Here is a 12,724-nt window from a genome sequence, read left to right as displayed (position 1 = left end):
TAAAAAAAATGGAATATTTTATTTTGAAAGAAGGTTTTAAAAAATTACATTTGCATCCGCATACAAATGGTGGTTGTAGCTCAGCTGGTTAGAGCATCGGTTTGTGGTACCGAGGGTCGCCGGTTCGAACCCGGTCTTCCACCCAGAATTACAAGCCTCGTCTTCATTGGCGGGGCTTTTTTTGTGCTTTCTATATTTTAGAACAAGTAGATCATTATTTTTAAGGTTTCCAAGTTGTTTTGTGCCCTAAATAAAGCGAAAGTTTAATAGTGCATATTACCCTAATAATTCCTTTAAAACTAAAAAAAAAAGCCCCAATCTTTTAGAATTGGAGCTTTGAAATATGTTGTGATATAATTATTTTGTTGCCTTATCCACTACAATGCGATTAGCGCGATTGGCAAGCTCCCAAGCCGTATAAAAAACGAGTCTAGCTCTATTCTCCAACAGGTCATAATTAATTTTATCTGGGGTATCCCCTGGTCTATGGTAATCATCATGGGTTCCGTTAAAGTAAAATATAATCGGAACATTGTTTTTGGCAAAGTTATAATGGTCACTCCTGTAATAAAAACGGTTAGGATCGTTTTCATCGTTGTAGGTGTAATCTAACTCCATATTGGAATATTTTTTATTGACCTCTTCCGATAATTCGTGCAGCTCAGTACTCAATTTATCTGATCCAATGAGATAAATGTAATTTCTATCCCCTTGTCTTTCTGGGTCAATTCTTCCAATCATATCAATATTAAGATCTGCTACAGTTTGTGCCAATGGGAAAATAGGTTCTACATCCGTATAATACATGGAACCTAGAAGTCCTTTTTCCTCACCAGTTACGTGCAGGAACACTACAGATCTTTTTGGACCGTTACCAGCATCAGTAGCTTTTTTAAAGGCTTGGGCAATTTCTAACAAACCTACCGTACCGGATCCGTCATCATCTGCACCATTATTGATTTCACCATTTTTACTTACCCCAATATGATCTAGGTGGGATGAGATAATGATATATTCTTCCGGTTTTTCTGAACCTTTAATGATTGCAGCAACATTCTCTGAGTTCAATTCTATATTGGCACTTTCAACGGATAACACAATATCCATGGGAAGTACTTTTGCAGCGGCAGCATTTTCAATGCTAGGCATTAGGATTTTGGACATGTCCGCATTTATGAAAAAGCTAATAAAATCATCCTCTTTAGAAGCCTTTAACCCCATTCTCCCGCTATCATTTTTCAACATGTAGTCATAACGGGTTTTAAATCGGGTAAAATTATCAGCATCAAAGTACAAAACTCCTTTTGCCCCTTTTTCCAATGCCAATTCCATTCTTTTTCCAATGGATTCCGACATATTGCTCCAAACCGATTTTTCTTTTGTTCCCGAAAGGATATAGTTTCCATTTTTAAGTGTTGGTTCACCTGATTTTATCAATATCATTTTCCCACTTACATCCAAACCGTCATAATCCGAATAATTTTCTTCTTCTATTCCGTAACCCACATATACAATTTCATTAAAGCTTCCTTTTGCCTCCGAAAAGGTTAGGAAGTTTTCTCCCATGGGATAAGCTTTTCCATTAATGGAAATAGTCCCTGTTGGTAATTTGCTCATTTGTAAGGGAACAGTTTGAAAATAGTCCCCATTGCTCTGGGCTGCTTTAATTCCCATTTTTTGGTACTGTGCCCTAAGGTATTCAACAGCTTTCTTTTGACCTGGCTGACCCGTTTCTCTCCCCTCAAACTCATCCGAGGCGTAGGTATACAGGTGATCCTTTAATTCTGTTTCTGTGATGCTCAAAGCATATGTCGTTGGGCTGACCTCCTTTGTGGCCACTGATGTAGGCTCGGAAATGGTCTTTTGTGCAGTATTACAGGCAAAAGCAAGTCCAATTGCTACGAATGCTAATTTTTTCATATTTTTTTCAGTATTTAATTAACTAGTCGACCCAAAAATAGTGAAAAGCTAGCTAATGTAAATCGAAAGTTAACTGTAAATATTTGATTTCTTGAGTTCCTTATATTCAGATGGAGTTGTTCCTTTTAATACTTTGAATTTTCTATTGAAATTAGAAATGGAATTAAATCCAGAGGCATCCGAAACTTCTGTTACGGACAAGTCTCCTTGGTTCAATAACAATTGACAAGCATGTTCTACACGTAATTCAATCAAGAATTGAAAGAAAGTTTTATTGGTTCGTTGTTTAAAAAACCTACAAAAGGCATTTGGAGTCATATATGCAATAGAGGAAATGGTATTTAGGGAAATTTCATTTTGGAAGTTATGTATCACATAGTCAAAGATGGTCCTCATACGTTGCCCTTCATTTAGGGAAATGGTTTTTGGATAAACAAATTTGGTCAATACCTTAGTTTTAGCATGGCATATTTTTTTTAGCAGCTTTAAGAAAAGGAGGAACCTATTGAATTTATCGGTTTCACTTATTTTGTATATGAGATGGGCAACATTTGTTTTTTTGGTCAAAAGTTGGAAACCCGATTCTGCATTGGGAAAAAATTGATTGATTTCCTCCAGTTCTGGATTATTAAAAAACTCTTCCCCAAATGTGTATTTGGTAAAAAAGAGAGAAATCATTTTACAAGAATTCTTTTCTAGACCATTATCTTGGAATAAATGGGGACAATTACGACCTATTACAAATATATCCCCTGCTTCAAATTGATGAATGCTATCTGCCACAATCAACTTGCCCTGCCCTCTAACAATCAAACTTAATTGTATTTCCTCATGTTGATGTAATTTATCATAAAAGTGAATTCCTTCATCAATTTGAAGTACGAGATTCTCGTTTATTGGCTTAGGGATATTAAAAGGATATACTTTCATGGTTGATACAAATAGGCATATTAGGCATAAATATTTTATCTAATTTAGAAAATCAAGGTAAGATAGTCTCAGTATAAGTTAATATCCTTTTAATTTTTGAAGGTGTATCAGTCTATTTTTGTGTGATAACCACAATTAAAAACATTATGAATGTAAAATGGGAAGGGGTAATGCCCGCAGTGACCACAAAATTCAAAGCAGATGATTCCTTGGATTTGGATGCTTTTGGGATAAATATAAGGGCACAATTAGAGGCTGGGGTTAGTGGTATTATTCTAGGGGGTACTTTAGGGGAGGCCAGTACACTTTCAGACAATGAAAAGAAAACGTTAATCACCGAAACGGTCCGTTTGGTCAAGGATCAAGTTCCTGTGATCATCAACATTGCCGAACAGACTACTAAAGGTGCTATCAATGCTGCCATCAATGCCAAAACCTATGGTGCCAGTGGATTAATGATGTTGCCCCCAATGAGATATAAGGCTAATGATTTTGAGACGATGACATATTTCAAGGAAGTGGCCAACAGTACAGATTTGCCTATTATGGTTTACAATAATCCAGTGGATTACAATATAGAGGTTACCTTGGATATGTTTGATGAATTACTAAAGAACAAAAATATACAGGCGGTAAAAGAATCTACACATGATATATCTAACGTTACAAGAATTAAAAATAGATTTAGGAATAGGCTTAAAATTTTATGTGGGGTGGATACCCTTGCCTTGGAAAGTATCCTAATGGGTGCCGATGGATGGGTAGCCGGATTGGTAGATGCTTTTCCTGCAGAGACCGTTGCCATCTATGAATTGGCTAACGCAGGAAGAATTCAGGAAGCACTAACCATTTACAGGTGGTTTTTACCCTTGTTGGAATTGGATATCAATCCTCAATTGGTTCAAAACATTAAATTAGCAGAAGTTGCAACCGGGATAGGAACTGAGAGGGTACGCGCACCTAGATTGCCTCTGCAAGGTTCAGAAAGGGAGCGGGTTTTGAAAATTATTGAAGAAGGTTTAAGAACAAGACCCAAATTACCGGATTATAAGTCGCTCAGTAAAGCATCATTATCTAACATATAGACATTAAATTAAAATAACAAGTAACAGATGATAACTGGCAAAAACTATATAGGCAATACATTATCCTCCCAGGGGAATCAATCCTTTAAGACATTCAATCCGAGAGGGAACGTGGAAAATAATTGGGAATTTAGGGAGGCTTCCAATGTTGAAATAAATACAGCTGTTGGTTTGGCAACAGAAGCTTTTAAGGAGTATAAAAACGTTTCCGTCCATAAAAAAGCACAATTCTTAAGAACGATTGCAACTGAAATTGAGGCTCTAGGGCAAGAACTTATAGATACGTATGTGGCCGAATCTGGTTTGCCAGAAGGTCGCGCTATTGGGGAACGAGGAAGAACAATGGGGCAATTGAGAGCCTTCGCCGATCTTCTTGAGGAAGGTTCTTGGGTCGAAGCCAGCATAGACATGGCGCAACCTGATAGAGCACCTATGCCTAAATCGGATATAAGAAAAATGTTGGTTCCTTTAGGACCAATAGCAGTTTTCGGATCAAGTAATTTTCCATTGGCATTTTCAACCGCAGGGGGAGATACTGCGAGTGCCTTGGCTGCTGGTTGTCCAGTTATAGTGAAGAGTCACCCCATGCATGCGGCAACGGGTGAATTGGTTGCTTCTGCAATCATAAAAGCCGCCGAGGATACTGGCATCCCCAATGGTGTATTTTCTAATTTAAACAGTTCGGGAGTCGAGGTAGGTCAATCCTTGGTGATGCATCCTGGAATAAAAGCTGTGGGCTTTACAGGCAGTATAAAGGGGGGGATGGCCTTGTATAAAATGGCCTCGGAACGCGAGGAACCTATTCCGGTATTTGCAGAAATGGGAAGCATAAACCCAGTGGTTATTTTTCCTTCGGCCTTAAATGAAAAAGGAGATTTTTGGGCAAAACAATATGCTGGGTCCATTACCTTGGGAGCAGGGCAGTTTTGTACCAATCCGGGATTGATCCTTGGAATGGAAGGAGCTGCCTTAGATAAGTTCATTACCTTACTAGGTCATGAAATTGAAATAATAGAACCTTCCTGCATGTTACATCCAAATATCCTTAAGGGATATAGTGAAGGTACAGATCATCTTTCTAAACAGGAAGGGACCAAGGTGGTTGGATATTATAAAAAGGAGGTGGCTCCCAATTATGCACAGCAAAAAGTGATAACCGTTAAAGGTGCCCAATTTTCAGCAAACCCAACACTCCATAGGGAGGTCTTTGGTCCATTTTCTTTGATTGTAAAATGCAAGGACAAACGAGAATTGAGAAACATACTTGATCATTTGGAAGGTCAGCTCACAGGATCCGTTTTAGGGAATAGGGAAGAATTGGAACAAAACCATGAAATTATTGAAGCCTTGACCAATAGGGTAGGTAGAATTATCTTTAATGGTGTTCCTACTGGGGTAGAGGTTTGTCCATCCATGCAGCATGGAGGTCCATTTCCGGCATCATCAGATAGCAGATTCACTTCTGTGGGGGTTTCGGCTATTAAAAGATGGGCTAGGCCCGTTGCTTTTCAGGATTGGCCCAATGAATTGCTGCCAGAAGCATTGAAGGATACGAATCCCTTAGGCATTACTAGGCTATTAAATGGCAAACACACCAACAACTAATTAAATACGATGATATGAAATATAGTAGGGTCTTTTATGTTCTTCTATTTTTTTTGCACCAAGGTTTAGCTCAGAACACAATATCGGATGCTATTGCATCCCTTCAAACTATTATTCATAACTATGAGGAACACAAAGGTTATGATGAAAAGGTATATCCCTTGGGGCTTTTTAGCAAGGAGCATTATGCGTCCGAGGCAGATTTTGCAAAATCCATACTTTTAGCGCTTTCAAAAGTATCATTTGAACTACTTAATGACACTGACAAAATATCTTTTGAGCTCCTCAAATTCGAACTACAAGACGCAATTGATTTTTATGAATTTGAAGGGTATTTAAATCCTTTGCTTTCAGATTCAGGATTTCACAATAACTTGACCTATTTAGTTAGGCCTTTAACCAATTATGAGCAGGTTAGAAATTATCTTTTGAAATTAAATGCGGTTCCAGATTTTGTAGACCAGCATCTTGTGAACTTAAGGGAAGGTTTAAAAAAGGGGGTGTCCCAGCCCAAAATCATTTTTAAAGGATATGAATCTACCTATAATGATCATATAGTTGAAAGTTTTGAGGATAGTTACTACTATTCCCCTTTTAAAAATTTACCCAAAGACCTGTCCGGTACCCGAAGGGATTCTATTTTAAAGGCGGCAAAGGAAGTAATTGAAACTAGGGTAACTCCACAATTTATTCGAATTAGGACATTTTTTGAAACAGAATATCTACCAAATACCCGGACTACCTTAGGCGTATCGGAGACCCCTAATGGGAAGGCCTACTATCAAAACAGAATAAATTTTTATACTACGGATACTCTTTATTCCGCCGATGATATACATGAAATCGGATTAAATGAAGTGGCTAGGATCAAAGTCCAAATGGAAAAGATTGTAAAGGGTCTAAATTTTAAAGGAAGCTTTAAAGATTTTCTACAGTTTCTAAGGACAGATCCCCAATTTTATGCCAAAACACCCAAAGAATTGTTGATGATTGCCCGTGATATTGCTAAAAGAGCAGATGCCCAGCTGCCACGATTCTTTAAAACATTACCACGCAAACCCTATGGTGTGGCACCAGTACCTGATGCAATCGCTCCCAAATATACAGGTGGGCGATATGTAGGCACTTCCAAAAATAGTACAGATCCGGGATACTATTGGGTAAACACCTATGATCTCCCAAGTAGAACCCTATATACCCTGCCTTCTTTAACCGTTCATGAAGCGGTGCCTGGACACCATCTACAAGGAGCTCTGAACCTAGAGTTAGGAGACAGTATCCCAAAGTTTAGGAGAAATTTATACCTCTCGGCCTATGGGGAAGGCTGGGGTTTATACAGTGAGTTTTTAGCCGAGGAAATGGGTATGTACACTACCCCTTATGAACATTTTGGAAAACTTACCTATGAAATGTGGCGAGCTTGTCGTTTAGTAGTAGATACAGGAATACATGCTAAGGGATGGACAAGGGAAGAGGTAGTAGCATTTATGGCATCGAATACGGCCCTTTCAATACACGAAATTAATACGGAAACAGATCGCTATATCTCTTGGCCTGGACAGGCATTATCTTATAAAATAGGGGAGTTGAAAATAAGGGAGCTTCGGAGTAAAGCGGAGTCTAAATTAGGGTCTACATTTGATATTAGGGAATTCCACGAAGTTATTTTAGGACAGGGAACAGTGACCTTATCCATTTTGGAACAAAGAGTAAATGACTATATCAATACATTGACCAATGAGTAGGAAAACATTTTTTTGCATTGATGCCCATACGTGTGGGAATCCAGTTCGAGTTGTTGCTGGTGGAGGTCCAAATTTAATTGGGAAAAACATGAGTGAAAAGCGCCAACACTTCCTAAAGGAATATGATTGGATTCGCCGAGGGCTAATGTTTGAACCAAGGGGGCATGATATGATGAGTGGAAGTATCCTTTTTCCTCCCCACGATCCAAATAATGATTTTGCTATCCTATTCATAGAAACATCTGGGTGTTTACCCATGTGCGGCCACGGTACCATTGGAACAATCACCATCGCCATAGAGGAAGGATTGGTGATCCCTAAAATTTCAGGAAAAATTTTAATGGAGGCCCCAGCAGGATTAGTAGAGATAGCCTATCAACAAACGGGTAAAAAAGTGGATTGGGTGAGACTGGTCAACGTAAAGAGTTACTTGGCTGCGGAAGATTTGACCATTGATTGTCCTGAATTGGGAGAACTGGTTTTTGATGTTGCTTATGGTGGTAATTTTTATGCCATAGTGGATCCACAAGAAAACTTTTCAGGGATGCACAATTTTACGGCCAATAGGATTATTCAATATTCACAGGTCATTAGGGATGCTATCAATAAAAAGTATCCTGATAAATTTATACATCCAGAGAATGGCACCATTAGGGATGTTACCCATATTCTTTGGACCGGAGACCCTATAGACCCATCATCTTCTGGGAGAAATGCCGTTTTTTACGGGAATAAGGCCATAGACAGGTCACCCTGTGGAACGGGCACCTCTGCTCGGTTGGCTCAATTATATGCTAAAGGCAGACTCCAGATTGGGGAAGAATATATCCACGAGAGTTTTATTGGTTCCAAATTCATAGGAAAGGTAGAATCGGTTACTACATTGGATGGAATAAAGGCAATAATTCCAAGTATCCAGGGCTGGGCAGTTGTTTATGGGTATAATAATATTATTATCGATGATGATGACCCTTATGCACATGGGTTTCAGGTCCTATAATTTAAAGATGTGCTTCTGCTTACCAAATAATGAATAGAGTAACAGTTAAGCTGATAATTATCATGGAAAATTAGACCATACAATGATAGCTTTGATTTTGTTTCCCTACTTTTAATTAAGAGGGGAGAGCTCTTGATTAATGAGCCTCATTATACGAAAATTTCAATATGGATTTTATAGATTATTATAAGGTGTTGGATTTAACGAAGTCGGCTTCAGACAAGGATATCAAGAAGGCTTATCGGAAATTTGCCCGTAAATACCATCCCGATCTGAATCCAAATGACAAAGAGGCCGAAAAAAAGTTCAAGCAGGTTAACGAGGCCAATGAGGTTCTGAGCGATTCGGAAAAACGCAAGAAGTACGACCAATATGGGAAAGATTGGGAGCATGCAGAAGCTTTTGAAAAGGCCAAAAAAGAGCGTTCACAAGCTTCGGGATTTGGGGGTGGCGGTTATGAGGGCTATTCCTATAGCGGGGGAGAGTCAGCCGAGGATTTTTCAGATTTTTTTAATACCATGTTTGGAGGGCGAAGCCAGAGAGCAGGGGGTAGGACAGTTAAATTTAGGGGGCAGGATTATAATGCGGAATTACGCCTCAACCTTACTGATGCTTTTTCCACCCATAAACAGACACTTACGATTAACAATAAGAACATAAGGATTACCATACCAGCCGGAGTGGAGAATGGACAGACCATTAAAATACAGGGGCATGGGGGGGCTGGAGTAAATGGTGGTCCCAATGGCGATTTATATATTACTTTTTCTATCAGCAATAATACCGAGTTTAAGCGAGAAGCTGAAAATTTGTACAAGACAGAGGAAATCCCACTGACCACAGCCATTTTAGGCGGGGAGTTAACAGTACTAACATTATCTGGTAAAGTTAAACTGAAGGTAAAACCCAATACACAAAACGGTACTAAAGTAAAACTAAAAGGGAAAGGCTTTCCTAAGTATAAAAAAGAACCGCAATTTGGGGATCTTTTTATAACGTATTCTGTAAAAATACCATCCAATCTAACGGAAAAACAAAAGGAATTGTTTGAAGAACTTGCAAAAACAAATCTTTAACCTTTAAACCGAGATTATGAACACAACATATTATATCACTATAAAGGATTTTTGTGAAAGCCATGAAATTGAGGAGTCATTTATATTTTCGCTTAGAGAGCATGAGTTGGTGACCTTGGAGGTCAAGGAGGAAGAATACTTTATCCGTCAAGAGGAGTTGCCAAAACTGGAGAAAATGATACGACTATCTCAAGAACTAGGCATTAACCTAGAGGGGTTAGAGGCTGTTCACCATCTATTGGAACTAGTGGAGCAAATGCAAGATGAGGTCAATCAACTAAAAAATAAACTACGTAAATGGGAGGATTGATTTGTAAAACTGTCAATACTATTACGGACTTATAATTCTACCATCTTCCATTTCAATGATCCGATCGGTGCGTTTTGCAAAATCATGATCATGGGTCACAATCAATAAAGAAAGCCCTTTTTCTTCCTTTAGTTCTTTAAAAATATGAAATACGTTTTCCGAATTATGGCTATCCAAGTTCCCAGTGGGTTCATCACCCATTAAAATGGTGGGATTATTAATCAACGCCCTAGCTATCGCCACACGTTGTTTTTCCCCACCCGATATTCTGGAAGCTTTTTTTGTGGCCAGTTGCTCAATATGCAACATCTTTAGTTTTTGCATGGCATCGTGCTCTATTTCTTGAACCGATTTTTCTGCCAGTTTTTTTGCTGGGAGCATTACATTTTCCAACACACTAAATTCGGATAAAAGATAATGGAACTGGAAAACGAAACCAATATTTTTGTTTCGGATTCTAGAAAGTTCTTCGTTGGATTTTCCTGTAATCAGCTGTTGATTAAAATATAGTTCCCCCTCATAGTCCGTATCCATGGTAGAAAGGATGTAAAGTAGGGTAGATTTTCCTGAACCAGATTTTCCCATAATGGACACAAACTCCCCATTTTTAATTTGAAAGGAAATAGCCTTTAACACATGGAAAGGCACTGGTTTTTTAAAATGTTTATTAATATTTTTTGACTCTAATACCAGCTTCATTTTTTGATTTTAAGTTCCTCTTATAATACGTACCGGATCTATTTTTTTAGCCTTGTTAGCAGGTAAATAACCAGCAATAAAAGTGGATATTAAGGCGAATACGATTCCAATGACATAGTACCAAGCGTTAAAATTGATGGGATAGGTAGTAATAGTGGGTAATGCTTCCGTTTTAAAGGGAAGTCCATCGATGAAGGTAGTAAGTATATACCCAATACAAAGTCCGGTTATACCTCCCAGAATACCTATGATCATAGCCTGACTCATAAAAATGAGTTTTACGTCCCTCCCCGAAAAACCGGTTGCTTTTAAAATGGCTATATCTTTCATTTTTTCATAAATGAGCATATTTAAGATATTGTATATACCAAATCCAGCAACGATCAAGAGCGTGACCGAGACTGCGTACGTTATTAGGTTTCTAATATTGGAGCCTGTTTCGAACTGGGCGTTGGCCTCATTGATATCTGTGGCTTTTACATTAAATTGGTGCTCTAAAGTTTTAGCCATCGGTGCAGCCAAATTAATATCCAAGAGCTTTACATTAATATCGGTAATGTAGTTTTCGGCTTCCCCTAAAATCCGTTGCACAGTTTTTAGGTTGGTGTAACTCTGAACATTGTCAATATCCGCTATACCACTTTGGTATAGTCCAACTATTTTTAAGGGAAAAATAGTACCAGAAACTGTGCTTATCTGTACCCGATCCCCCGGTGAGAGGGACATTTTTTTGGCCAGGCCAGCTCCAAGTAAAATCCCATTTTCGTTATTTTTTAAACTAGTAGGAGTACCTTCGGTAATGTAATCCTGCATGTTGGAAAGTCGTACTTCTTCCATGATATCTATTCCCGTAAGCCTACCCCCAAGTTCTATAGATCCAGATAAATAAAAGATCTGTGCTCCTAATTGGGGTGTAGCTCCCAAAACATTTTTATCGGCCTTTAAATAATGTAAAATGGGGAGTGCATTATGAATTTTTCTCTGGTTTTGTTTTGGCTTAATAGAATGCACTGCATTAAAGGATCCTTCGAATGACTGGTAAAGGTCTATGGGTTGTTTTTCACTAGGTTGAATTTCATTGTAAATATGAATATGCGGAGTTTGGTTGAGGATTAAATCATCTAGCATTCCATTTAGTCCTGTCATAAAACTCACCAAGGTAATATAGGCCGCTATTCCGAAAGTAACCCCAAGGGAGGCCGTAATGGTAGATTTCATCTTGGTGATAAGATGTGTCTTGGCAATGTTTAGTATGACTTTCCAATTGGTCATTTTTCTGGCTTTTGCAAATAGGTATCTTTAGTAATTCCTGATAAGATTTCCACCCTGTCCAAATTTTGAAGACCAATAGTGACATCCATCAATCCGTCAGAGGTATTAACCTTGTTTCCTTCTATTAAATATTCCTTGGGTATCGTCAATGTTTTTTCCTTTTCTGCGATTATGATGTTTCCTTCTCCGGACAGTCCTGGATATAGGACTTTGGGTGGAGCGGTAAATTCGGCTTCTATTATAAAGGTTTGGGAACGTTCATCTTTTCTCGGGTAAATTTTACTGATTTTGGCTTCAAAAACGTCAGACCCGTATGCGTCTAGCGTAATGAGAGCCTTTAAACCCAGGGAGATTTTTACGATGTCAACTTCGTCTACCAACATTTCTATCAAGAAGATATCCTCTTTGCCAATAGCGGCTATAGGCTCCATAGTATTGACAAGCTCCCCTGGATTTTTTAAAAGTGCATAGATCTTTCCGTTAATTTTACTGTCCACAGTAAAATCCTTCGTGTTTATCAATGACGTTTTATAACTGTTTTTTGCTTGCTCCAATTGGGTCTTGAGTTCATTTTTTGTTCTATTGTATTTTGTTTTTAAAAGTTGTAGCTGATTCGTGGAAAGCTCAAAATTTAATTTTTTGGTATCGTATTCTAGTTTCGAACCAATTTTTTGTTTCCAAAGGTTCTCTTGTCTGTAAAAATTAATGGAGTCGTTCTTGAAACGAAGGAGTGCTGCATTCATTTCGTCTTCTATATCCCTAAGAATAGCAAAGCTTCCTTGGTAATTTTCATTTGCCAATTGCACATTAAGTCGGGCATTTTCTGTATTTAATTTTGGAGAGGTATTGATGATCTGTAGTATGGGTTCTCCCTTGGCTACTAGATCGCCTTCCTCTACCAAGTTAATATCCAAAATACCATTAACAGCTGCATATACCTGGTATAGGCTATCGGGTTGTATGGTGACAGAAGAATAAACGGATTCTGTCATTTTTGTTTCAAGTGGGAGAATGGAATCTTGTTTTTTACCACAGGAAACCAATACTAGTAATAAGGGTATGGCTCTTTTAATAAATGTCAT

General features: G+C 38.3%; 11 protein-coding genes and 1 tRNA gene. 7 read left to right on the top strand and 5 right to left on the bottom strand.

Annotated features, from left to right (window positions below; translation table 11 throughout):
- Nucleotides 1-68 precede the first annotated feature (68 nt).
- Nucleotides 69-144, top strand: a tRNA-His gene (locus ABXZ36_RS09580).
- A 213-nt stretch (nt 145-357) separates the two neighbouring features.
- On the opposite strand, the gene ABXZ36_RS09575 is transcribed toward ABXZ36_RS09580, so the two are convergent.
- Entirely contained in the window at nt 358-1,920 is a 1,563-nt protein-coding gene (locus ABXZ36_RS09575) for a M28 family peptidase (protein WP_354615296.1), read from the bottom strand.
- A 69-nt stretch (nt 1,921-1,989) separates the two neighbouring features.
- Complete coding sequence (locus tag ABXZ36_RS09570) at nt 1,990-2,850, bottom strand: AraC family transcriptional regulator (protein ID WP_354615295.1); 861 nt, start codon at nt 2,848-2,850, stop codon at nt 1,990-1,992.
- 146 nt (nt 2,851-2,996) lie between these two features.
- Between ABXZ36_RS09570 and ABXZ36_RS09565 the strand changes: the two genes are divergently transcribed.
- The 6 genes from ABXZ36_RS09565 (at nt 2,997) to ABXZ36_RS09540 (ending at nt 9,671) form a co-directional block, all read left to right on the top strand.
- Nucleotides 2,997-3,935, top strand: coding sequence for a dihydrodipicolinate synthase family protein (locus tag ABXZ36_RS09565; RefSeq protein ID WP_354615294.1), 939 nt, complete (start codon nt 2,997-2,999; stop codon nt 3,933-3,935).
- Between the two features lie 27 nt (nt 3,936-3,962).
- Complete coding sequence (locus tag ABXZ36_RS09560) at nt 3,963-5,540, top strand: aldehyde dehydrogenase (NADP(+)) (RefSeq protein ID WP_354615293.1); 1,578 nt, start codon at nt 3,963-3,965, stop codon at nt 5,538-5,540.
- Between the two features lie 14 nt (nt 5,541-5,554).
- The gene (locus ABXZ36_RS09555; protein WP_354615292.1) at nt 5,555-7,285 is read left to right on the top strand and encodes a DUF885 domain-containing protein; all 1,731 of its coding nucleotides are present in this window, start codon (nt 5,555-5,557) and stop codon (nt 7,283-7,285) included.
- Entirely contained in the window at nt 7,278-8,285 is a 1,008-nt protein-coding gene (locus ABXZ36_RS09550; RefSeq protein ID WP_354615291.1) for a 4-hydroxyproline epimerase, read from the top strand. The genes ABXZ36_RS09555 and ABXZ36_RS09550 overlap by 8 nt, the downstream gene beginning before the upstream one ends.
- Nucleotides 8,286-8,452: 167 nt before the next feature.
- On the top strand, nt 8,453-9,361 hold the full coding sequence (locus ABXZ36_RS09545) for a DnaJ C-terminal domain-containing protein (RefSeq protein WP_354615290.1): 909 nt from the start codon (nt 8,453-8,455) through the stop codon (nt 9,359-9,361).
- A gap of 16 nt (nt 9,362-9,377) precedes the next feature.
- A complete protein-coding gene (locus ABXZ36_RS09540; RefSeq protein WP_354615289.1) occupies nt 9,378-9,671 on the top strand; it encodes a chaperone modulator CbpM in 294 nt (97 codons plus the stop codon).
- A 21-nt stretch (nt 9,672-9,692) separates the two neighbouring features.
- Here the strand turns inward: ABXZ36_RS09540 and ABXZ36_RS09535 are convergent, their stop codons facing one another.
- From ABXZ36_RS09535 to ABXZ36_RS09525, 3 genes are read right to left on the bottom strand one after another with little or no spacing between them, the layout of a single operon-like run.
- A complete protein-coding gene (locus tag ABXZ36_RS09535) occupies nt 9,693-10,370 on the bottom strand; it encodes an ABC transporter ATP-binding protein (RefSeq protein WP_354615288.1) in 678 nt (225 codons plus the stop codon).
- Between the two features lie 9 nt (nt 10,371-10,379).
- Entirely contained in the window at nt 10,380-11,642 is a 1,263-nt protein-coding gene (locus ABXZ36_RS09530; protein WP_354615287.1) for an ABC transporter permease, read from the bottom strand.
- The gene (locus ABXZ36_RS09525) at nt 11,639-12,724 is read right to left on the bottom strand and encodes an efflux RND transporter periplasmic adaptor subunit (protein WP_354615286.1); all 1,086 of its coding nucleotides are present in this window, start codon (nt 12,722-12,724) and stop codon (nt 11,639-11,641) included. The genes ABXZ36_RS09530 and ABXZ36_RS09525 overlap by 4 nt, the downstream gene beginning before the upstream one ends.

The sequence above is a fragment of the Sediminicola arcticus genome, from assembly GCF_040566695.1.
Lineage (GTDB): Bacteria > Bacteroidota > Bacteroidia > Flavobacteriales > Flavobacteriaceae > Sediminicola > Sediminicola arcticus.
The sequence above is the reverse complement of the archived record's forward strand: the minus strand, read 5'-3'. Positions and strand labels throughout refer to the sequence as shown.

Coding starts and splice junctions, on each gene's coding strand:
- ABXZ36_RS09570 (WP_354615295.1), bottom strand. CDS start 2,850: ATGAAAGTATATCCTTTTAATATCCCTAAGCCAATAAACGAGAATCTC.
- ABXZ36_RS09555 (WP_354615292.1), top strand. CDS start 5,555: ATGAAATATAGTAGGGTCTTTTATGTTCTTCTATTTTTTTTGCACCAA.
- ABXZ36_RS09530 (WP_354615287.1), bottom strand. CDS start 11,642: ATGACCAATTGGAAAGTCATACTAAACATTGCCAAGACACATCTTATC.
- ABXZ36_RS09575 (WP_354615296.1), bottom strand. CDS start 1,920: ATGAAAAAATTAGCATTCGTAGCAATTGGACTTGCTTTTGCCTGTAAT.
- ABXZ36_RS09525 (WP_354615286.1), bottom strand. CDS start 12,724: ATGACATTTATTAAAAGAGCCATACCCTTATTACTAGTATTGGTTTCC.
- ABXZ36_RS09545 (WP_354615290.1), top strand. CDS start 8,453: ATGGATTTTATAGATTATTATAAGGTGTTGGATTTAACGAAGTCGGCT.
- ABXZ36_RS09550 (WP_354615291.1), top strand. CDS start 7,278: ATGAGTAGGAAAACATTTTTTTGCATTGATGCCCATACGTGTGGGAAT.
- ABXZ36_RS09565 (WP_354615294.1), top strand. CDS start 2,997: ATGAATGTAAAATGGGAAGGGGTAATGCCCGCAGTGACCACAAAATTC.
- ABXZ36_RS09560 (WP_354615293.1), top strand. CDS start 3,963: ATGATAACTGGCAAAAACTATATAGGCAATACATTATCCTCCCAGGGG.
- ABXZ36_RS09535 (WP_354615288.1), bottom strand. CDS start 10,370: ATGAAGCTGGTATTAGAGTCAAAAAATATTAATAAACATTTTAAAAAA.
- ABXZ36_RS09540 (WP_354615289.1), top strand. CDS start 9,378: ATGAACACAACATATTATATCACTATAAAGGATTTTTGTGAAAGCCAT.